Consider the following 19,726-nt stretch of genomic DNA (forward strand, 5'->3'; position numbering starts at 1 on the left):
TAAATACTGGCCCACCGCTGCGCTCTGTAGTTCCATTTTGCCACATCTGGAGCCCGGATCACCTCCGCCGTTCCTCTTCGATGGCGCAATTACACGCCCAGCCAACAAGAAAGCGGCCGCCGCAGCCGCAGGAGACACTCCGTCACATGAGTCAGCATTTGCAACATGACGTACTAGTCATCGGCAGCGGCGCGGCTGGCTTGAGCCTCGCGCTCAACTTGCCCGCGCATTTACGCATCGCCGTGTTGAGCAAAGGGGAACTGTCCAACGGCTCTACGTACTGGGCTCAGGGCGGCGTGGCTGCGGTGCTGGACGATGCCGATACCGTAGACTCGCATGTGCGCGACACGCTGGATGCCGGTGGCGGGCTGTGTGACGAGGCGGCGGTGCGCTTTACGGTGGAGCACAGCCGTGAAGCGATCCAGTGGCTGATCGACCAGGGCGTGCCGTTTACGCGTGACGATACCGCTTCGGTGGAGGACGGCCAGTTCGAATTTCACCTTACCCGGGAAGGTGGCCATAGCCACCGCCGCATCATCCACGCAGCCGATGCCACCGGCGCGGCGATCTTCAATACGCTGCTGGCCCAGGCCCGGCAACGCCCCAACATTGAACTGCTGCAGCAGCGCGTAGCCGTGGACCTGATCACCGAGCGGCGCCTGGGGCGAGATGGCGACCGTTGCCTGGGCGCCTATGTGCTGGACCGCAAAACAGGCGAAGTCGATACGTTCGCTGCCCGCTTCACCGTGCTCGCCACGGGCGGCGCCGCCAAAGTGTACCTGTATACCAGCAACCCGGATGGCGCCTGCGGCGATGGGATTGCCATGGCCTGGCGAGCTGGCTGCCGGGTCGCGAACCTGGAGTTCAACCAATTCCACCCTACCTGCCTTTATCACCCACAGGCCAAGAGCTTTCTGGTGACCGAGGCGCTGCGTGGCGAGGGGGCGGTCCTCAAGCTGCCGAACGGCGAGCGCTTCATGCCCCGCTTCGATCCTCGGGAAGAACTGGCCCCGCGCGATATCGTGGCCCGCGCCATCGACCACGAGATGAAGCGGCTAGGGGCCGATTGCGTGTATCTGGACATCAGCCACAAACCCGCCGAGTTCGTGCGCACCCATTTCCCCACTGTTTATGAGCGCTGCCTGGCGTTTGGCATCGACATCACCAAGCAAGCCATCCCGGTGGTGCCCGCAGCGCATTACACCTGTGGTGGCGTAATGATCGACAGCCACGGCCGTACCGATGTACCCGGCCTTTATGCCATCGGCGAAACCACCTTTACCGGGCTTCACGGTGCCAACCGCATGGCGAGTAATTCGCTGCTGGAGTGCTTCGTATACGGCCGCTCGGCGGCGCAGCATATTCAATCCCTGCTCGAAACGGTTCCGGCGCCGGAGGCACTGCCCACCTGGGATGCCACTCAGGTAACCGATTCGGACGAAGACGTGGTGATCGCCCACAACTGGGATGAGTTGCGCCGTTTCATGTGGGACTACGTGGGCATTGTGCGCACCACCAAGCGCCTGCAGCGCGCCCAGCACCGCGTGCGGCTGCTGCTCGATGAGATTGATGAGTTCTACAGCAACTACCGAGTAAGCAGAGATTTGATCGAACTGAGGAACCTGGCCCAGGTGGCCGAGCTGATGATCAGGTCAGCCATGCAACGCAAGGAGTCCCGCGGGCTGCACTACACGCTGGATTATCCGCAGATGCTGGCCGAGGCGAAGGATACGGTGCTGGACCCCGCCGCTACTCAGGGCTGACGACCGGTAGATGGCGCGGCAAATCGGTTGCGGCTCAAACGCAACCGAAGCCGCAAGCGCCGATGGGTTTCGGCATCCAGTGCATCGGCGGGAATGCAGGCGGCGCGGGCGAACCATTGGCCTGGCTGGCGATAGCGCACCACTACCAAGGCCGGTAATGCGACGCTGTCATGCATAAGCTGTACGGAATGCCAACCAGCCCGGCGGCTGAGCAACGCCCAGCCTTCGGGCGTTCTGCGTAGGGCGGTAACCGCGGCGGGCGAGGTCAACAGCACATGCCGAGGGAGCGCCCAGGCAGCATGCGCAACCACACCGATCAGTAATATGAAGCGAAGCGATGCCGGCACCTGCAGCACCATGGCTGAGCACAACGCCAACGACGCTACCGCACAGTACACCTGGAACAACCGCCGGGAAGGCCGCCAGCGGCATTCGAACCGATCATTTCGGCTGAACACGGTCCAGGATCATCCGAACCATGCGCTGGAGCTCTGGATCGTCGGATTCGCTGCGCTCCATGAACCAGCCGAACATGTCTTGATCTTCACAGGCCAGCAGACGCACATAGACCGCGCGGTCGACGTCGTTCAGCGTGGGGTATACCTCCTTCACGAAGGGTACGAGCAGTACGTCCAGCTCCAGCATGCCACGGCGGCTGTGCCAGTACAGGCGATTGAGTTCGATATCCGCGACCATGGGGGCCTCCTGAGGAAAGGCCGGCAGTATACAGGCCAGGCTACCGCGGGGCACCTTGCGGGTATGAGCGGATGTGGCGCCTGTTTATTTTCCGCGCGCCGCACTATCATGAGCGCATTCAGGTTCAGCAAAGTGACCCATGTCCGATTCTGCCTTTTTCTGCGCGCTCAACCATGAGGGCGTTCTTGCGGTTCGTGGCTCGGATGCCGGCAAGTTCCTGCAAGGCCAGCTGACGTGCAACCTCAATTACCTCAACCCCCACACCAGTAGCCTGGGCGCGCGTTGTACGCCCAAGGGCCGCATGCAGTCGAGCTTCCGCATTGTGCTGGAGGGCGACGGCTGCCTGTTGGCGATGGCGCGGGAACTGGTCGCGTTGCAACTGGCCGACCTGAAGAAATACGCCGTATTTTCCAAGGCAACCCTTTCCGACGCCTCCGGCGAATGGGCACGCTTCGGTATCCAGCAAGGCAACGTGAATGCGCTGGAACAGCTGGGTGTCAATTTGCCTGAAGAGGCTCATGCCGTGGCCCGTCAGGGTGACGCGCTGTTCATTCGCATTTCACCGGGCCGGGCTGAAGCCTGGGTACCAGCAAGCCAGGGCGAGGCGTTGCGCGCCAGCCTGGCCGCCGCGCTACCCGAAGGGCCACTCGAGGCTTGGCTGCTCGGCCAGGTACGCGCCGGCATAGGGCAGGTATTCGGCCCTACCCATGAGATGTTCATCCCGCAAATGCTCAACTTGCAGGCGGTTGGCGGCGTGAGCTTCAAAAAGGGCTGCTACACCGGGCAGGAAATCGTCGCCCGCATGCAGTACCTGGGCAAGCTCAAGCGCCGCCAATACCGCCTGGCGCTGGCTGCGGCTGAAGTGCCTGCCCCGGGCACGCCACTATTTTCCCCGGTTCATTCCAGCGCCGTCGGTGAGGTAGTGCTGGCCGCGCCGGCGGGCACGGGCGTGGAATTGCTCGCAGTACTGCAAGGCGATGCAGCCGAACAAGGCGACATTCACTTGGGCGATGCACAGGGTGCGCGCCTGACCGTGCTGGGCCTTCCATACGAACTGGACCGCGACCGCGAGATACAACGGTAGCCTGGTCGGCGGACCTTTCCGCCCGCGCTTCACCTTTGCCTGCCCGAGAGGCCTCATGAGCAAGCTGGCCCAAGCGGTTCAAGAAGATTTGCTAGTCGCCATCGACCGGGACGACCTGATGCTGCCGACGCTGCCGGAAGTTGCCCTGGAGATCCGCCAGGCGGCTGAAAACAGCGAGGTGAGCGTAAGCGAGCTGAGCCGTGTGGTTGGGCGGGACCCGGCCTTGAGCGCGCGCTTGATCAAGGTGGTCAACAGCCCGTTGCTGCGCAGCCAGGTAGAAGTCACCAGCCTGCAGTCGGCTATCACTCGCCTGGGCGTGAACTACACCTGCAACCTGGCGATCGGCCTGGTGATCGAGCAGATTTTCAATGCCCGGCTGCCCGTGGTGGAAGCCAAGCTTCGTGAGATCTGGGCAACCAGCGTGGAAGTGGCCGGCATCGGTTACGAACTCTGCCGTCGCCAGGCCCATCTCAAGCCCGACCAGGGGGCGCTGGCCGGCATGGTTCACCTGATCGGCGTATTGCCGATACTCACCTACGCCGAGGAGCATAACGAGCTGCTCAGCGACCCGGTATGCCTGAACCATGTGATCGAAAAGATCCACCCGGTGATCGGGGCACGAATTCTCAAATCCTGGGATTTCCCGCGGGTGCTATCGGACGTGCCGCTGCTTTATCTGGATTACCAGCGAGAGCAGGCCGCGGCGGACTATTCAGACGTTGTGCAGATCGCCTCGCTGCTGAACACGCCAATCGACAGGCGCCCGTCCATCAGCAAACTGCCTTCTTATGAACGGCTGGGCATGGACCGCCTCGACCCGCCGCTGCTGGGCAGCGAACTGGAAGACGCGCGGGTGATGCTGGCCTGACTTTGGGCGCAAGCCCTTGTTCGCGAGCTCCGCCGGATGGCCGGCCCCGCCGCTTCCCACAGGGTTAAAGGCCTTCTACAGCGCGGGTGATTCGTGCTCGGGAAACGCCACCCGTACCTTAAGCCCGCCATGGGCGCCGTCATGCAGGGAGATACTGGCCCGGTGCGCCCGGCAGATTTCACCCACAATGGCCAACCCCAGGCCGGTACCTTGCTGGCTGCCGCGGTAGAACCGCTGGAACACCCGCTCGCGGGCCTCTTCGGGAATGCCAGGCCCTTCGTCTTCCACTTCCAGCACGCCCTCGGGCAGCACCCGGAGCACTACGCCGCCACCTTTGGGGCTGTAAGCCAATGCGTTGTCGAGCAGGTTGCTCAACAGTTCGCTGAGCAACGTAGGCTCACCCCGCACATGCACCGGCTGATCGGCCTCCAGTGCCAGTTCGACCCCCTGCCCATAGGCAAGGGGCGCCATGGCCATGCCGAGCTCCCGCGCCAGCTGTGAAAGGTCGATCTGCTGCGCGCCGCCTTCCGCGATGGCCTGGGCGCCGTTCTCGATGCGGGCCAGTGACAACAGCTGGTTGGCGAGATGGGTCAACCGGTCGATACCGTCCCGGCCGTCCACGAGCGCGGTTTTCAACTCTGCAGGATCGTTGCTACGCAGGCTCAGCTCTACCCTGGCCTTCAGGGCGGCCAGCGGCGTGCGTAGCTCGTGGGCAGCGTCGGCGATGAACTGCCCCTGGCGCTCGAACTGCAACCGCAGGCGCTCGGTAAAGTGGTCGATTGATTGCACCAGCGGCAGCAGTTCGCGTTGCACCTCGTCATGGGGCAACGGCCGCAGGTCGTCAGAGCGGCGTTCCTCCACGGCGCGCCGCAGCCGTTCCAGTGGCCTCAACGCCCCGCTCACGGTAATCCATACCAGCAGCAATGCTCCGCCACCCAACATACCCAGCCGCAACAGCGTATCGGTCATGAGGTCCCGGGCCATGTTCACGCGGGCATCGTCGGTTTCCGCCACCCGGATCTCGGCCATACCGTTCATGCTGGGCTCGCTTACCGCCTTGAGCAGGCTCACCACCCGCACATCCTGCCCGCGGTAGGTGCCGTTATAGAATTTGGCCAAGGCCGGATAGGCATCCGTGCGCGGCGTGCCCGGCGGCGCGGCGGGAAGGTTCTCGTACCCCGAGATCAACTGGCCGTCGATGCCGTTTACCTGATAGTAGATACGGCCAGCACTGTCATAGGCAAAGGTATCCAGCGCGACGTAGGGCACATCGAGGCTGAGGCGGCCGTCCTGCTCGAACAGCCCGGCCGAAATGGTTCGCGCCGACGCCAGCAACGTGCGGTCATAGGCTGTGTCGGCAGCCATGCGGCCGTTCCAGTAGGCACTCAACCCGCTGGCCAGCATTAGCAGCACCAACAAGCCAGCCAGGTTGCCGAGCAGCCGCCAGCGCAGGCTGGCCGGCTTAGGCATCACGCCCCTCGAGCAGATAACCCAGGCCGCGGAAGGTCACGATAGCCACCCCCTGGCCGTCGAGCTTCTTGCGCAAGCGATGAATGTAGATTTCGATGGCTTCGGCGCTGGCGTCTTCGTCCAGGCCAAATACCTGGGCGGCCAGTTGCTCCTTGCTCATCACCCGGCCCGGCCGGGCGATCAAGGCTTCGAGCACCGATTGTTCGCGGGACGTGAGCACCAACGGCACCTCGCCGATGCTGAAACGGCGGGCCTCCAGGTCGTACACCAGCGCCCCGCAGCGTTGCTGGCGCTCGCCGCCCAACAGGGTACGGCGCAGCAGGGCCTTTACCCGCGCTTCGAGTTCAGTGAGCTCGAAGGGCTTGGCCAGGTAGTCATCCGCGCCCAGGTTAAGGCCATGCACCCGGTCTTTGACATCACTGCGTGCGGTGAGCATCAGCACCGGCAGATTGCGGCCGCGGTCGCGCAGGCGGGCGAGTACTTCGAAACCGTCCAGCCGCGGCAGGCCCACGTCAAGTATCGCCATGGCGTAATCTTCACTGGCCAGCGCGAGGTCGGCCGCGACGCCATCGTGCAATACGTCGACCGTAAGGCCAGCGCCTTTCAATGCCTGGGCAATGCTTTGCGACAGCTGCACGTGATCTTCAACCAGCAAAATGCGCATCGTTCCCCCTTGTTCAGCGCCGCGCGGCTGGGGAGTGTCCCCCATTCCCGGGCAGTTGGCGATCTTTGCAACCGGCACAGTCTGATTTTTCAAGCGGCATGTTTCGCTGAAAGCCTGCTGAAAGTTTCGCGTTCTAGGCTCAGTGATGGCCGGTACTGACTCGTCACCTGCGACAGTCCGAAGCCGCCAAACAAAAACAACAAAAGTGGAGTCACCATGAACGCGATACTGCGCCCCCTCGCGCTGGCCGTCACCTGCCTGGCGCTTACCACCTCAGCCCTCGCGGCCGAACCCAAACGCCCTGAATGCATTGCTCCGGCTTCCCCCGGTGGCGGCTTCGACCTTACCTGCAAGCTGGTGCAAAGCGCCCTGCTCAACCAGAAGCTGATGGAAAAGCCCATGCGCGTCACGTACATGCCTGGCGGCGTGGGTGCGGTAGCCTATAACGCGGTGGTCGCGCAGCGGCCCGCCGATGGCGGCACGCTTGTGGCCTGGTCCAGCGGCTCGCTGCTCAACCTGGCCCAAGGCAAGTTTGGCCGGTTCGACGAGAACGCGGTTCGCTGGCTGGCGGCGGTAGGCACAAGCTACGGCGCTATCGCGGTGAAAAGTGACTCCCCTTACAAAAACCTCGACGACCTGGTCAAAGCCCTCAAGGCAGACCCCAGCAAGGTGGTGATCGGCTCTGGCGGCACCGTGGGTAGCCAGGACTGGATGCAGACGGCGCTGATCGCCAAGGCGGCCGGCATCAACCCCAAGGAGCTGCGCTATGTAGCCCTCGAAGGGGGCGGCGAGATCGCCACGGCGCTGATGGGCGGGCATATCCAGGTGGGCAGCACGGACATCTCCGACTCCATGCCGCATATCGAAGCCGGCAACATGCGCATCCTCGCGGTGTTCTCCGACAAGCGCCTGGACGAGCCCGCCATGAAAGACATCCCTACCGCCAAAGAGCAGGGCTACGACATCGAATGGCCCGTGGTGCGCGGCTTCTATGTGGGGCCGAAGGTGAGCGACGAGGACTACGCCTGGTGGAAGGCCACGTTCGACAAGATGCTGGCCACCGACGAGTTCGCCAAGCTGCGCGACCAGCGTGAACTGTTCCCGTTCGCCCTTACCGGGCCGGAGCTGGATGCCTACGTGAAGAAACAGGTGGCGGACTACAAGACCCTCGCCAAGGAATTCGGGCTCATCCAGTGACCTCATGGCGCCCGCGGCCTTGCGGGCGCCTCGGAGAACGACCATGAAAACACTGCAACGGCTGTTCGCCGCGGCGCTGCTGGCGGTGTGCGCGGCGCTGGCGGTCATGGCCTGGCCCTACCAGGCAGCTTTTTCCTACGAACCCGTAGGCCCCCGGGCCTACCCCTTGCTGCTGCTGGCATTGATGGGCATTGCCTTGCTGTACATGCTGCTGCGCCCTACCCCCATCGTTCATACCGAAGACGAGCCTAGCCTTGACCGCCACAGCCTGCTGAAGATCGGTGCGTGCATCGGCCTGCTGCTGTTGTTCGCCGGCCTGTTCGAGCCCCTGGGCTTCATCCTCAGCGCCATGCTGATCGGCCTGCCCATGGCGCGGTTGTACGGCGGGCGCTGGGTACCGGCGCTGGTGGTCATCCCGATCGCCAGCATCGGCCTCTACATCCTGTTCGACCGCGTGATGGACGTCCCGTTGCCCATGGGCCTGCTCGACGTACTGGAGAACTGACATGGACACTCTCGGCTACCTTGGGCAAGGCTTTGGTGTTGCCCTGTCACCGTACAACCTCATCACCGCGTTGATTGGCACCTTGATCGGCACCGTTGTCGGCCTGTTGCCCGGGCTAGGCCCGATCAACGGCGTAGCGCTGCTCATCCCCATCGCCTTCGCCCTCGGCTTGCCGCCCGAATCCGCGCTCATCCTGTGCGCGGCGGTGTACCTGGGCTGCGAATACGGTGGGCGTATCAGCTCCATCCTGCTGAACATTCCGGGGGAGGCATCCACGGTGATGACCACGCTGGATGGCTACCCCCTCGCCCGCCAGGGCATGGCCGGTGTGGCACTGTCGCTGTCGGCCTGGAGCTCCTTCATCGGCGCCCTGATCGCCACCTGCGGCATGGTGATGTTCGCGCCCCTGCTGGCCAAGTGGGCGATCGCCTTCGGGCCGGCGGAATACTTCGTGCTGATGGTGTTCGCCATCGTCTGCCTGGGCGGCATGGCGGGCAACCGGCCACTGAAGACGTTCATCGCGGCGTTGATCGGCCTGTTCCTGTCTACCATCGGTATTGACGCCAACAGCGGTGTGTACCGCTTCACCGGCGACAGCGTGCACCTGGCCGACGGCATTCAATTCGTGGTGCTGGTGCTGGGGCTGTTCTCGGTGTCCGAGATTCTCCTGCTGCTCGAGAAAACCCACCACGGCCATCAGGCCGCGCAAGCCACCGGGCGCATGATGTTCAACCTCAAGGAAGCCGCCGCAGTGTGGGTGGTGAACGTTCGTTGCGGCCTGCTGGGCTTCATCATGGGCGTACTGCCTGGCGCCGGCGCCACCTTGGCCAGCGCTGTGGCCTACATGACGGAAAAACGCATGGCCGGGCCTACCGGGAAATTCGGTACGGGCGACCTGCGCGGGCTGGCGGCACCGGAAACCGCCATCGGCGCTGCCGCTTGTGGCGCGTTGGTGCCCATGCTCACCTTGGGCGTACCAGGTTCGGGTACCACGGCGGTGATGATTGGCGCGCTTAGCCTCTACAACATCACCCCTGGCCCGCTGTTGTTCGAACAGCAGCCGGACATCGTCTGGGGGCTGATCGCTTCGCTGTTCATCGCCAACGTAATGCTGGTGATCCTCAATATTCCGATGATCCGCGTGTTCACGCGCATCCTGTCGGTACCGAACTGGGCGCTGGTGCCTGTGATCGCCATCATCACCGGTATTGGCGTGTATGCGGTGCACGCGACCACCTTCGACCTGTTCCTGATGGTGGGCATCGGCATCTTCGGCTACATCCTGCGCAAGCTGGACTTCCCCCTGTCTCCGCTGCTGCTGGGCTTCATTCTCGGCGGCCTGATGGAGCAGAACCTGCGACGCGCGCTGTCCATCTCCAACGGTGACCTGCAGATCCTCGCCGGCAGCCCCATCACCGTGGGCACCTGGGTGCTTACCGCGATCATGCTAGTGCTGCCGTTGATTCGCATCTGGCGCAACCGTCAACGGGCCCGGCGGGTCGCCAATGCCTGAGGCAAAGTCACCCGCCTGGTGGGTCACGGCTGTGACCGGGCTGGTGGGAGGATGGCTGGCCAGCCAGGTGGGCTGGCCGTTGCCCTGGATGACTGGCGCATTGCTGGCGGTGATCCTGGTGCGCTGCGCTACCCCTTGGCAATTGCGAGAAATACCCAACGGGCGCCGCTGTGGGCAATGGATCATCGGCACTGGCATCGGGCTGCACTTCACCCCGATCATTCTCGAGCAGGTGGCCGAGCACTGGCCGCTGATCCTCGTCGGCGCCGTGGTGACCAGCGTGTCCAGCCTTGTGAGCGTATGGCTGCTGCTGCGCACGGGTGAAGACCGCGCTACCGCGTTTTTCTCGAGCATGCCGGGGGGGTCTGGCGAGATGGTCAACCTGGGCGCGCGCAATGGCGCCAACCTGGGCCGCGTGGCTGCCGGGCAAAGCCTACGGGTACTGCTGGTGGTTTTGCTGGTGCCGGCGGTATTCAAGTACCTGCTAGGCGAAGGCGCTGTTTCCCAGCACGGCGGTGAACTGGGCTGGGCGTGGCTGGCCTTGATTGGCGGGCTTGGCGTTGTGGCGGCAATGGTGTGGCAGAAGCTTGACCAGCCAAACCCCTGGCTGTTCGGGCCGCTGCTGGTTACCGCCACCCTGAGTATCGGCATGGGCTTGCAGGGCAGCCTGCCCGCGGGCGGTAGCCAGATCGGCCAGTGGCTGATCGGTAGCGGCCTGGGCTGTCACTTCAACCGGGCATTCTTCCGCCGAGCGCCTTCGTTCCTCGGGCGTACGCTGGCAGGCACGCTGCTGACGATGCTGATAGCCGGCCTCGCCGCCTGGCTGCTCAGCCTGGCCACCGCCCTGGATTTGCGCTCCCTCACCCTGGGCATGATGCCCGGCGGCATCGCTGAAATGAGCCTCACCGCCGAAACCCTGCAACTGTCCGTGCCGCTGGTGACCGCGTTGCAAGTGATGCGCCTGCTGTTTGTGCTGTTCCTGGCCGAGCCGCTGTTCCGCCGCTGGAGCAGGCAGCCAGGAACGCCTTCATAGCGCCCAGTCGATCGGGGCCAGGTCGTGGTCCTTGAGGAACTGATTGGTCTTGCTGAAGTGCCCATTGCCGATGAAGCCCCGGTGCGCCGACAACGGCGACGGGTGCACGGAGGTAAGAATCAGGTGCTTGGTAGGGTCGATCAGCTTTTTCTTGCTCTGGGCATGGGCACCCCATAGCAGGAACACCACATGCTCGCAGCGCTCGCTCACGGTTTCGATGATGCGATCGGTGAACGGCTCCCAGCCTTTCTTGGCATGGGAGGCCGCCACGCCGCGTTCGACCGTGAGCGTGGTGTTGAGCAACAGCACGCCCTGTTCGGCCCAATGCTGCAAGCAGCCATGGGAAGGAACGTCGAGGTTAAGGTCGCGCTTGAGCTCTTTGAACACGTTCACCAGCGACGGCGGCGCGGGCACGCCCGGTTGCACGGAGAAACACAGCCCGTGAGCCTGGCCGGGGCCGTGATAAGGGTCCTGGCCCAGTATCACCACCTTCACCTGTTCCAGCGGGGTGAGGTTCAGCGCATTGAATATCAGCGGCCCGGGCGGGTAAATCTCCTTGCCTGCGGCCAGTTCATGGCGCAGGAACTCGCGCAACTGCCGCATGTACGGCTGGTCGAACTCTTCCTTGAGCGCCTGTTTCCAGCTTGGCTCAAGCTTGATGCGATCTTCTTCAGAGGCAGTGGTGGTCATGTGGCAGTCCATGGAACAATCCGGGGACACTAGGAAAGACCTTCTCTGTTGTCAATCGAACCGACCCTTGCGGTCCATAATTCCAACAAAGTACTGAGCAGAGGTTTCGATGAATCTGAGTTTTGAAGAGCTTATCGGGGCAAACGGTGCCCATATCGGCATTGCCACCCTCGACGCCCCGAAGTCCTTGAACGCGTTATCGCTACCGATGATCGAGGCGCTTCTGGAGAAGCTCGACGCCTGGGAGCGCAACCCCCGCATCGCCTGTGTGCTGCTGCGGGGCAATGGCCCGAAAGCGTTCTGCGCGGGTGGCGACGTGCGTAGCCTGGTGGACGCCTGTCGCGCTCACCCCGGGGAAGTCCCTGACCTGGCGGCGCGGTTCTTCGAAGCTGAATACCGTTTGGACTACCGCCTGCATACCTTCACCCGCCCGGTCATCTGCTGGGGGCATGGCTATGTACTGGGGGGCGGCATGGGCCTGCTGCAGGGCGCCGCGATCCGTATTGTCACGCCCGGCAGCCGCCTGGCCATGCCGGAGGTGAGCATCGGCCTGTATCCCGATGTGGGTGCCGGTTGGTTCTATAACCGCCTTCCGGGCAAGCTGGGGCTGTTCCTGGCGTTGACCGGGGCCCAGGTGAACGGTACCGATGCCTTGGAGCTTGGGCTGGCTGACAGGCTGCTGCGTGATGACCAGCAGGACGAACTGATTGACGGCCTGGTGCAAATGAACTGGCAGGAGGACGCTGATGTACAGCTGATCAGCCTTCTGCGTGCGCTCGAACATGACGCCCTCCCCTCCCGCCCGCCGGCAAAATGGCTGGCGCGACGTGCCGCCGTGGATGACTTGCTGGACGTGGCAGGCCCGGTGCAGGCGTGGAAAGCCATCGCCCGCTGGCGCGACCATGCCGACCCTGACCTTGCCCAGGCCGCGCAAAACCTGATCGGTGGCTGCCCGCTCACGGCCCACCTGGCCTGGCACCAGCTCAAGCGTGCCCGGCAGCTGTCATTGCCGGACGTGCTACGGATGGAGTACGGCCTAAGCCTGAACTGCTGCCGGCATCCGGAGTTCAGCGAAGGGGTGCGCGCGCGCCTGGTAGACAAAGACAACACGCCTCACTGGCACTGGCCCGACGTGGCTGCCATTCCGGACGCCGTGGTGAACGCCCACTTCAGCCGCGCCTGGGAAGGTGAACACCCGTTGAAGGATTTGTAATGAACGCCGAGCCCCGGGTTCACAATGGGTTAGAGCCTTCTGTGGGAGCAAGGGGAGCCTAAGGCGGAGCTCGCGAATAACGGCTGGCGCCGTTCGGTTGGCCAGCCGGCGTGTAGCGTTCTAACGATAACCCCGCCCGCCCCAGCCGCCACGGCCGTCGTGATCGCCACGCGGCCCGCGGTCCGGTCCGCCCCGGCCATGGTCTCGCCAGTCCGGGCCCCGGTCATGGCGCCATTGAGGGGGTGGCCCACCGCGCCAACCCATTGCAGGCCGCGGCGGTGGCCCCGGGCGCCAGGCTGGCGGTGGCGGCGGCCGGTAATATTGGGGCGGCGGCGCGTAATAGCGGGGCCCCGGGGTTACGTAGTAGCCGCTGGTATAACCATAGGGATAGGCATAAGGGCGGGCCTCATAAACAGGGCGCTGTACGGTGTAGACGTCCGTTTGTACATAGCCATCGGTGGCGTAAGGCACGCAGCCTCCAAGCAGCGTTCCCATCGAAGCGATCAGCAGTAGTTTGCGATACATGAGCGGCCTCCAGGACCGCAGTGGGGAAGTCTGCGTAACCTCAGACTGACAAACATGACTCAAGTGCGGCGACGGAAACACCCGGAAATACATTACCTTTCATCGACATACGGCCCATCCGCCCATGTCCACATGAAAGTGATTGCGATGGGCCGCGTTGTACTCCGGGCCAAGTACGGTATTGAAATACTTACAGGCATTGCGGTGTACCTGCCGAAGAAATTCTGCGTCATCGGCACTGCCCTTCCAGCCCTGCAACACACTGATCCGGCGGCCATCAGCCAACCGGAAGGCGGCGATGTCCAGCGCGTTGGCGCTGGCGTGCTGGCTTAGCCTACCTTGGCTGCGGTTGTACACGTTACGGCAGGCGAAGCTGCCCAGATGCTCCAGGGCGGCCACTGGGGTGCCATAAACGGCCTGAGCCGCCGGCTGCAAACCGTGACGTTCGAACATGGCCGTGGATACCGCCAGCGGGCAACTGGCCAGGAAACTGCTGCTCAACCGAACCGGCCCGCCGCTTACGCGTACTACCTCGCGCAGCGGGCAGCGCTGGCCGGGGGGCGAATCCGCCTGAGGCTGGTAGCGCAGGCCAGACACAGCAAGCACCTGCGCGCAAAGTTGCGGGTCCGCCTGGAGGCGGCGCAGCTTGAATGGCGTCAGCCAATTGGGCGCTTCGCTTACATCCAGAGGCGCCCAGGGGTTCCAACGTGAGGGAAGCGGCAGCGCCCACCACAGCACAAGCCCTACCAACGCCAACCCGCACAGCACTAGCACGCCGCGCATACTAACGCCTCCGTAAATGCGCAGCGCCTGTCACAGCAAGCCCATCTGCGTGGGAGCGCCCGCCGCAGGTACTGGGGGCAGCGCTGGCAATCCGGGTAGCCGCTCCATCAACCGCTCATGGAACCGCCGCGCCTGGGCGTGCGCCTCGCGGTTGTCAGCGGTGTGCATGAACACATAGGGGCGGCGACCTTCTTCAATCCACTCGGCTACCTTGGCCACCCAAGGGTCGAGGAACGGCTCGTTATCCGCCACGTGCGGCAAACCCACGAAACGCACCTGGGGCCGATCGGTGAACGCGGCGGGCCGCGGCGGCACCCGTGGCTTCATGGCCTGCGCATGGAGAATGCCAGGGTCGGTGGAGGCCACGCTGAACAACGCGCGGGTGTCCATGCAGATGCGCTCCGTGCCGCTGTCCCGGAGTAGGCGGTTGAGGGCGCGTTCTTCGCTTCCTTTGGAAAAAAACGCAGGGTGCCGCACTTCTACCGCCAGCGGCCGGGACACCCCTTCGATAAACAGGGCAAGGTCTGCCAGGCGGGAGGGCCCGAAGCTGGCTGACAACTGCAGCCATACCGGTGAAACGCGCTCGCCAAGCGGAGCAAGCGAACGCAAAAACTGGTGCGCGAGTTCGAGCTGGCCACCGAGTTCTCCACCGTGGCTGATATCCCGCGGAAACTTGGCGGTAAAGCGAAAGTGAGCGGGCATTTCCTCAGCCCAGCGCGCAACCGTGGCCGCTGCGGGCCAGGCATAAAAGGTGGTGTTGCCTTCCACGGCATTGAAAGCGCGGGCGTACAGCCCTAGTGTATCTGCGGCTTGGGTATCGGCAGGATAGAAGCTGCCCCGCCAGGCCGCATCGCTCCAGGACGGGCAGCCCAGGTAATACGGAAGGTCGGCAGAAGTCAGATATGAACGTCCAGGCCCAGGACCTCGCCGTCCCACTCCACGAAGCTCGCCGTGGTGAGGTAGCTGGCCAAGGCGGTAGCCACACGGGTATTGACGCCGCGGAACATTTCTTCCTGCTGGCGCGCGGAGAAGGCCGGCACGAGCGTACCGCGACCACCGCTTGCGGCAGGCCGCGTGCGGGCCTCGATCACTTCGATCTCGCCTTCCTGTTCGTCGGCCACGTCCTCGACCCGCGCCAAGCCCTTGCCGGGCTTGCGCTTGATCGGGTACGACCGCGAGGAGACGCCATCTATGCGCATTCAGGTTCTCGATACGTGATATCAGCGTGCTGGCACTGTAGCGCCCCCAGCACTGGCTCGGTGATAACTGGACCACATAACCTGCAAAAGGTTTAGGGCCATGGGTCGAAAATCCCTCAGGCCGTCGGAAACCGGCTCAGGCGCGAGGAGCGCCCTTTGGCGTTGCCACGTTGTCCCTCAGGTACACCGGCTGTGCCTGGTCAGCGGCAACAGCCTCGCCACGTGCCCAGCCGAACGTGGCCAGCGCCAGTACGTCTTCGGCGTGTGGCAAGGCCATGGCGTCGAACTGGCGTGGCTTGACCGCCAAGCGATCAGCGTAGCCCCAGCCAGTGCCAGCGCCGTACCAGGCCCCTAGGTTATCGGCCGGCAACTGCACCGCATGAGGGGGCAGCACGGCCTCGGTACCGCAGAGGCGCATTTCACCGGCCAGCTCCTGATAGCAGCCCCAGTACACTTCATCCATGCGAGCGTCGATGGCCGCCGCTACCCGGGACTCGCCGTGACGCCGCCAAGCACCCTGTGCAAGCGCGGCCAGGTTGGAAACGCCGAGCACAGGGCGATCCAGCGCGAACGCCAGGCCCTGCACCACGCCAATGGCAATGCGAACCCCGGTGAACGCCCCAGGGCCGCGACCGAAGGCGATAGCATCCACGGCACTTGGCGCGATACCGGCCTGGGCCAGAACCTGCTGGATCATCGGCAGCAGCTTCTGCGCGTGCAGCCGGGGGATCACCTCATAATGGCTGAGTACCCGACCCTCATGGAGCAAGGCGACAGAACAGGCTTCGGTGGCGGTATCGAGGGCCAACAAGGTGGGCATTGCGGTGTCCGGGGCAGAAAAAAGGCAGAGAGTATAAACGACGAAAGCCCGCGAACGGGCTTTCGTTTATCCGGGAAAGTGTCAGCTGAGCGCTGCAACCACCTTGCCGGTAATGTCTTCCACTGTACCCACGCCTTCGATACGCGCGTACTTCGGCTTGCCCTGTTCCACGGACAGGTTCTTGTAGAAGTTCACCAGCGGCTCGGTCTGGTCATGGTAGACCTGAAGGCGCTTGCGCACGGTTTCTTCGGTATCGTCGGCGCGGTGGATCAGGTCGTCACCGGTCACGTCGTCCTTGCCGGCAACCTTCGGCGGATTGAACACGGTGTGGTACACCCGGCCAGAGGCTTCGTGTACGCGACGGCCGGCGATACGATTGACGATCTCTTCGTCGGCCACGTTGATTTCCACCACGTAGTCGAGAACAACATTGGCTTTCACCAGGGCTTCGGCCTGGGGAATGGTGCGCGGGAAGCCGTCGAACAGGAAGCCATTGGCGCAGTCGGGCTGAGCGATACGCTCCTTCACCAACGCAATGATCAGGTCGTCGGATACCAGCCCACCGCTGGCCATCACTTCCTTGGCCTTGAGGCCCAGTTCAGTGCCGGCCTTGACTGCCGCGCGAAGCATGTCGCCGGTGGAGATCTGCGGAATACCGAACTTCTCGGTGATGAACTTGGCCTGCGTACCTTTCCCGGCTCCGGGAGCTCCCAGCAGAATCACGCGCATCGATGTGCTCCTCAAATGTTTTTTTATATGACAACGCCGATGACCCTGGAGAAAACGTAACTACCGGTGAGCCACCGAAAAAATTCGGGCTGGCCGAAATCGGCCAAAAGGCTGTCCAAGATACACAGGCGCCCGGGGCCAGACAAGCCGTCGAAGGTCGCAGGAACCCGCCGCAGCGGGCAAGGTGCAACCCAGTGTGACTGCCCGGGCAGCGAGGCGCACCCTGGCACACGCGCCCTGCCGCCTTCGGGAGGTTCCCTTAACCGGTGTTGCGCAAGCCGGCAGCGATACCCGCCACGGTCACCAGCAGTGCCTGCTCTAGCCCGCTGTGCGGGGCGCCCTGCTGGGATCGGGAGCGGGCAAGCAACTCGGTCTGCAGGCGATGCAGAGGGTCCAGGTAGGTATTGCGAAGGGCGAAGAACTCAAGGGTATCCGGGCTGCTGGCCAGCAGTTTCGACTGCCCGGTGACCGCCAGCACATGGTGTGCACACTGCGACAATAGGTCGCGCAGCGCCTTGCCCAGCGGCTTGAGCGAATCGTCTACCAGGCGCTCATCATATTGGTTGGCGATGTCCGCGTCCGCCTTGGCCAGCACCATTTCAAGCATATCTATGCGGGTACGGAAGAACGGCCACCGCTCTCGCATTTGCGCCAGCACAGGGCCATCGCCCCGTTCCAGGGCCTGGCCCAGCGCCGCTTCCCAGCCCAGCCAAGCCGGCAGCATCAGGCGGGTTTGCGTCCAGCCGAAAATCCACGGGATAGCGCGCAAACTTTCGATGCCGCCCTGGCGGCGCTTGGCCGGCCGGCTGCCCAACGGCAAGCGCCCCAGTTCCTGCTCCGGGGTTGACTGGCGGAAGTACTCCACGAACTGAGGGTGCTCGCGCACCACCTTGCGATACGCCTGCACACCGTCCGTGGCCAAGCGGTCCATTTGAGCGCGCCACGGCGCCTCGGGAAGCGGCGGTGGGAGCAGCGTGGCCTCAAGCACGGCTGCAAGGTATAGATGCAGGTTTTGCTCGGCGATATCAGGCAGGCCGAACTTGAAACGGATCATCTCCCCTTGCTCGGTGGTGCGGAAACGGCCGGCCACCGAGCCGGGCGGTTGCGACAGAATGGCCGCGTGTGCCGGGCCGCCTCCTCGGCCCACCGTCCCGCCGCGGCCATGGAACAGCAGCAGTTCGACGCCCTGCTCGGCGCAGATGTTCACCAGCGTTTCCTGCGCCCGGTATTGCGCCCAGGCCGCAGCCGTGGTGCCGGCGTCCTTGGCCGAGTCGGAGTAACCGATCATCACTTCCTGAGGGCCATGGAGCCTGGCGCGATAGCCGGGCAGCGAGAGCAAGCGCTCGATCACCGGGCCGGCGTTGTCCAGGTCTGCCAGGGTTTCGAACAGCGGCACCACCCGCATGGGTCGCAACACACCCGCCTCTTTGAGTAACAGTTGCACGGCCGATACGTCCGAGGCGGCCCCCGCCATGGAGATTACATACGAGCCCAGGGACGCGGCCGGTGCAGCCGCCACTTCGCGGCAGGTGGCCAACACTTCGGCGGTTTCCTCCGAAGGGCGGAAGTAGGCCGGCAATAACGGCCGACGATTGTTCAGCTCTGTCAGGAGGAAGGCCACCCGGTCGTCTTCGTCCCAGTCCGCGTAGCGCCCCAGCCCCAGGTACTCGGTGATTTCGCTCATGGCCGCGGCGTGGCGGGCCGCATCCTGGCGAACGTCCAGGCGCACCAGGAACAAGCCGAAGGTGACGGCCCGGCGGATGCAGTCCAGCAATGGGCCATCGGCGATCACGCCCATCCCACAGGCATGCAGCGATTCAAAACACAGCTGTAGCGGGGCCAGCAGTTGATGGTTGTCCTGTAGCACCTCGGCGTCGGCCGGGTGCGGGCCTTTAAGGGCGGCCTGGGCCCAACTGCGCGTAGCCCGCAGGCGCTCGCGCAATGCCTTCAGCACGTGCCGGTAGGGCTCGGCGCTATCGCCACTGTGTGCACGCAGCGCTTCGCTGGCCTGCTGCATCGATAGCTCGGCGGCCAATTGGTCCACGTCGCGCAGGAAAAGGTCTGCAGCCATCCACCGCGCCAGCAGCAGCACCTCGCGGGTCACCGCAGCAGTAACGTTGGGGTTGCCGTCGCGATCGCCGCCCATCCACGAGGCGAAGCGGATCGGCGCGGCTTCGAGCGGCAAGTGCAAACCGGTGGCGGCATGCAGCGTGGCATCCACCTTGCGAAGGTGATTGGGCACGGCGTGCCACAGGGAGTGCTCGATCACCGCGAAGCCCCATTTGGCTTCATCCACCGGCGTGGGCCGGGTGCGACGAATCTCGTCCGTATGCCATGCCTCGGCGATCAGCCGCTGCAGCTTGTGGAGGATGGCTTGCTGTTCCGCATCGGTAAGGTCGCGATGGTCCAGCATGGCCAACTGAGCAGCGATGGCATCGTATTTCTGGATCAGCGTGCGCCGCGCCACTTCCGTGGGGTGCGCGGTAAGCACCAGCTCGATGTCCAGCCGGCCGACGTGTCGGGCCAGGTGGTCGGCGTCGTGCCCGGCGGCCTGCAGGCGGCGCAGCAGCTCGGGCAGGCGCTCGGCATCCGCCATATCCGCACTCGGGTCCGCACGCTGCGCGGCAGGGGCGTCGCCTTCGGCCCGCCGGCGGATCAGTTGGTACTGCTCAGCGATGTTGGCCAGGTTCAAAAATTGCGTGAACGCCCGTGCCACCGGTAGCAGCTCGTCCTCGCTCAGCTCATCGAGGCTGTCACGCAGCTGCGCCGTGTTCGCGGTCGCACTGCGGCGATCGGCCTTGGCCCCTTGCCGAATGCGCTCGATCTTTTCAAGGAAGGCTTCGCCGTACTGCTCACGAATGGTGGTGCCGAGCAGTTCGCCCAACACATGGACCCGCTCACGCAGGCGCGCGTCGATTTCGCTCATGTCCTTGCTCCTCTGATGGCCGGGCAGACGCAGGCAGGATAGCGCAGC

General features: G+C 64.1%; 20 protein-coding genes. 8 read left to right on the forward strand and 12 right to left on the reverse strand.

The genetic code is table 11. The features are described from left to right. The first annotated feature begins 146 nt into the window (after positions 1-146). Positions 147-1,763 carry an L-aspartate oxidase gene (gene nadB / locus AC3Z8Y_RS18700; RefSeq protein WP_490087083.1) on the forward strand — a complete coding sequence of 539 codons (1,617 nt, stop codon included), beginning with the start codon at positions 147-149 and terminating at the stop codon, positions 1,761-1,763. On the opposite strand, the gene AC3Z8Y_RS18705 is transcribed toward nadB, so the two are convergent. Both AC3Z8Y_RS18705 and AC3Z8Y_RS18710 read right to left on the reverse strand, forming a co-directional pair. Beyond that, a complete protein-coding gene (locus tag AC3Z8Y_RS18705) occupies positions 1,754-2,221 on the reverse strand; it encodes a protein YgfX (protein ID WP_490087084.1) in 468 nt (155 codons plus the stop codon). The genes nadB and AC3Z8Y_RS18705 overlap by 10 nt on opposite strands. Beyond that, positions 2,205-2,459, reverse strand: coding sequence for an FAD assembly factor SdhE (locus tag AC3Z8Y_RS18710; RefSeq protein ID WP_490087085.1), 255 nt, complete (start codon positions 2,457-2,459; stop codon positions 2,205-2,207). The genes AC3Z8Y_RS18705 and AC3Z8Y_RS18710 overlap by 17 nt, the downstream gene beginning before the upstream one ends. Positions 2,460-2,598: 139 nt before the next feature. Between AC3Z8Y_RS18710 and ygfZ the strand changes: the two genes are divergently transcribed. Beyond that, the gene (gene ygfZ / locus AC3Z8Y_RS18715; RefSeq protein ID WP_490087086.1) at positions 2,599-3,543 is read left to right on the forward strand and encodes a CAF17-like 4Fe-4S cluster assembly/insertion protein YgfZ; all 945 of its coding nucleotides are present in this window, start codon (positions 2,599-2,601) and stop codon (positions 3,541-3,543) included. A gap of 55 nt (positions 3,544-3,598) precedes the next feature. Continuing rightward, on the forward strand, positions 3,599-4,411 hold the full coding sequence (locus AC3Z8Y_RS18720) for an HDOD domain-containing protein (protein WP_490087087.1): 813 nt from the start codon (positions 3,599-3,601) through the stop codon (positions 4,409-4,411). Positions 4,412-4,486: 75 nt separating this feature from the next. Here AC3Z8Y_RS18720 and AC3Z8Y_RS18725 read toward each other — a convergent pair whose 3' ends face one another. Together AC3Z8Y_RS18725 and AC3Z8Y_RS18730 are read right to left on the reverse strand one after the other, a co-directional pair. Then, positions 4,487-5,881: a sensor histidine kinase gene (locus tag AC3Z8Y_RS18725; RefSeq protein ID WP_490087088.1), complete on the reverse strand. Its 1,395-nt coding sequence runs from the start codon at positions 5,879-5,881 to the stop codon at positions 4,487-4,489. Then, entirely contained in the window at positions 5,874-6,545 is a 672-nt protein-coding gene (locus AC3Z8Y_RS18730) for a response regulator (protein ID WP_490087089.1), read from the reverse strand. Before AC3Z8Y_RS18730 ends, AC3Z8Y_RS18725 begins: the two co-directional genes overlap by 8 nt. 216 nt (positions 6,546-6,761) lie before the next feature. On the opposite strand from AC3Z8Y_RS18730, the gene AC3Z8Y_RS18735 reads away from it, so the two are divergent. Genes AC3Z8Y_RS18735 through AC3Z8Y_RS18750 form a run of 4 tightly spaced genes read left to right on the forward strand, consistent with a single transcriptional unit; the run spans position 6,762 to position 10,793 of the window. Then, on the forward strand, positions 6,762-7,742 hold the full coding sequence (locus AC3Z8Y_RS18735) for a Bug family tripartite tricarboxylate transporter substrate binding protein (protein ID WP_490087090.1): 981 nt from the start codon (positions 6,762-6,764) through the stop codon (positions 7,740-7,742). Positions 7,743-7,785: 43 nt separating this feature from the next. After that, positions 7,786-8,247, forward strand: coding sequence for a tripartite tricarboxylate transporter TctB family protein (locus AC3Z8Y_RS18740; protein WP_490087091.1), 462 nt, complete (start codon positions 7,786-7,788; stop codon positions 8,245-8,247). Between the two features lies 1 nt (position 8,248). Beyond that, positions 8,249-9,760, forward strand: a complete 1,512-nt coding sequence (locus AC3Z8Y_RS18745; RefSeq protein ID WP_490087092.1) for a tripartite tricarboxylate transporter permease — start codon at positions 8,249-8,251, stop codon at positions 9,758-9,760. Beyond that, positions 9,753-10,793: an AbrB family transcriptional regulator gene (locus AC3Z8Y_RS18750; RefSeq protein WP_490087093.1), complete on the forward strand. Its 1,041-nt coding sequence runs from the start codon at positions 9,753-9,755 to the stop codon at positions 10,791-10,793. Before AC3Z8Y_RS18745 ends, AC3Z8Y_RS18750 begins: the two co-directional genes overlap by 8 nt. On the opposite strand, the gene ung is transcribed toward AC3Z8Y_RS18750, so the two are convergent. Then, complete coding sequence (gene ung / locus AC3Z8Y_RS18755; protein ID WP_490087094.1) at positions 10,788-11,483, reverse strand: uracil-DNA glycosylase; 696 nt, start codon at positions 11,481-11,483, stop codon at positions 10,788-10,790. The two genes, AC3Z8Y_RS18750 and ung, sit on opposite strands and share 6 nt — an antisense overlap. A gap of 109 nt (positions 11,484-11,592) precedes the next feature. Here ung and dspII point away from each other — a divergent pair, with 109 nt between their 5' ends. Continuing rightward, a complete protein-coding gene (gene dspII, locus AC3Z8Y_RS18760) occupies positions 11,593-12,696 on the forward strand; it encodes an enoyl-CoA hydratase/isomerase DspII (RefSeq protein ID WP_490087095.1) in 1,104 nt (367 codons plus the stop codon). Positions 12,697-12,816: 120 nt separating this feature from the next. Here the strand turns inward: dspII and AC3Z8Y_RS18765 are convergent, their stop codons facing one another. The 7 genes from AC3Z8Y_RS18765 to ppc all read right to left on the reverse strand — a co-directional run bounded on the left by AC3Z8Y_RS18765 (position 12,817) and on the right by ppc (position 19,678). Continuing rightward, complete coding sequence (locus tag AC3Z8Y_RS18765) at positions 12,817-13,221, reverse strand: hypothetical protein (RefSeq protein WP_490087096.1); 405 nt, start codon at positions 13,219-13,221, stop codon at positions 12,817-12,819. Between the two features lie 99 nt (positions 13,222-13,320). Continuing rightward, positions 13,321-14,004 carry an extensin-like domain-containing protein gene (locus AC3Z8Y_RS18770; protein ID WP_490087097.1) on the reverse strand — a complete coding sequence of 228 codons (684 nt, stop codon included), beginning with the start codon at positions 14,002-14,004 and terminating at the stop codon, positions 13,321-13,323. 30 nt (positions 14,005-14,034) lie between these two features. Continuing rightward, the gene (locus AC3Z8Y_RS18775) at positions 14,035-14,904 is read right to left on the reverse strand and encodes a DUF72 domain-containing protein (protein WP_490090041.1); all 870 of its coding nucleotides are present in this window, start codon (positions 14,902-14,904) and stop codon (positions 14,035-14,037) included. Continuing rightward, entirely contained in the window at positions 14,901-15,203 is a 303-nt protein-coding gene (locus tag AC3Z8Y_RS18780) for a hypothetical protein (RefSeq protein ID WP_490087098.1), read from the reverse strand. The genes AC3Z8Y_RS18775 and AC3Z8Y_RS18780 overlap by 4 nt, the downstream gene beginning before the upstream one ends. Before the next feature lie 136 nt (positions 15,204-15,339). Next, positions 15,340-16,023: a tRNA (adenosine(37)-N6)-threonylcarbamoyltransferase complex dimerization subunit type 1 TsaB gene (tsaB, locus tag AC3Z8Y_RS18785; protein WP_490087099.1), complete on the reverse strand. Its 684-nt coding sequence runs from the start codon at positions 16,021-16,023 to the stop codon at positions 15,340-15,342. A gap of 81 nt (positions 16,024-16,104) precedes the next feature. After that, positions 16,105-16,752: an adenylate kinase gene (gene adk, locus AC3Z8Y_RS18790; RefSeq protein WP_490087100.1), complete on the reverse strand. Its 648-nt coding sequence runs from the start codon at positions 16,750-16,752 to the stop codon at positions 16,105-16,107. Between the two features lie 259 nt (positions 16,753-17,011). Beyond that, entirely contained in the window at positions 17,012-19,678 is a 2,667-nt protein-coding gene (gene ppc / locus AC3Z8Y_RS18795; protein ID WP_490087101.1) for a phosphoenolpyruvate carboxylase, read from the reverse strand. Between the last annotated feature and the right edge of the window lie 48 nt (positions 19,679-19,726).

This window comes from Pseudomonas sp. 3MAES_34.3B, from assembly GCF_058145875.1.

Bases quoted from the DNA above. Each gene is read 5' to 3' on its own strand.
- AC3Z8Y_RS18765 (WP_490087096.1), bottom strand. From the start codon at position 13,221: ATGTATCGCAAACTACTGCTGATCGCTTCGATGGGAACGCTGCTTGGA.
- AC3Z8Y_RS18730 (WP_490087089.1), bottom strand. From the start codon at position 6,545: ATGCGCATTTTGCTGGTTGAAGATCACGTGCAGCTGTCGCAAAGCATT.
- AC3Z8Y_RS18710 (WP_490087085.1), bottom strand. From the start codon at position 2,459: ATGGTCGCGGATATCGAACTCAATCGCCTGTACTGGCACAGCCGCCGT.
- AC3Z8Y_RS18780 (WP_490087098.1), bottom strand. From the start codon at position 15,203: ATGCGCATAGATGGCGTCTCCTCGCGGTCGTACCCGATCAAGCGCAAG.
- dspII (WP_490087095.1), top strand. From the start codon at position 11,593: ATGAATCTGAGTTTTGAAGAGCTTATCGGGGCAAACGGTGCCCATATC.
- tsaB (WP_490087099.1), bottom strand. From the start codon at position 16,023: ATGCCCACCTTGTTGGCCCTCGATACCGCCACCGAAGCCTGTTCTGTC.
- AC3Z8Y_RS18720 (WP_490087087.1), top strand. From the start codon at position 3,599: ATGAGCAAGCTGGCCCAAGCGGTTCAAGAAGATTTGCTAGTCGCCATC.
- AC3Z8Y_RS18735 (WP_490087090.1), top strand. From the start codon at position 6,762: ATGAACGCGATACTGCGCCCCCTCGCGCTGGCCGTCACCTGCCTGGCG.
- adk (WP_490087100.1), bottom strand. From the start codon at position 16,752: ATGCGCGTGATTCTGCTGGGAGCTCCCGGAGCCGGGAAAGGTACGCAG.
- AC3Z8Y_RS18740 (WP_490087091.1), top strand. From the start codon at position 7,786: ATGAAAACACTGCAACGGCTGTTCGCCGCGGCGCTGCTGGCGGTGTGC.
- AC3Z8Y_RS18750 (WP_490087093.1), top strand. From the start codon at position 9,753: ATGCCTGAGGCAAAGTCACCCGCCTGGTGGGTCACGGCTGTGACCGGG.
- AC3Z8Y_RS18770 (WP_490087097.1), bottom strand. From the start codon at position 14,004: ATGCGCGGCGTGCTAGTGCTGTGCGGGTTGGCGTTGGTAGGGCTTGTG.
- AC3Z8Y_RS18725 (WP_490087088.1), bottom strand. From the start codon at position 5,881: ATGCCTAAGCCGGCCAGCCTGCGCTGGCGGCTGCTCGGCAACCTGGCT.
- nadB (WP_490087083.1), top strand. From the start codon at position 147: ATGAGTCAGCATTTGCAACATGACGTACTAGTCATCGGCAGCGGCGCG.
- ygfZ (WP_490087086.1), top strand. From the start codon at position 2,599: ATGTCCGATTCTGCCTTTTTCTGCGCGCTCAACCATGAGGGCGTTCTT.
- AC3Z8Y_RS18745 (WP_490087092.1), top strand. From the start codon at position 8,249: ATGGACACTCTCGGCTACCTTGGGCAAGGCTTTGGTGTTGCCCTGTCA.
- ppc (WP_490087101.1), bottom strand. From the start codon at position 19,678: ATGAGCGAAATCGACGCGCGCCTGCGTGAGCGGGTCCATGTGTTGGGC.
- ung (WP_490087094.1), bottom strand. From the start codon at position 11,483: ATGACCACCACTGCCTCTGAAGAAGATCGCATCAAGCTTGAGCCAAGC.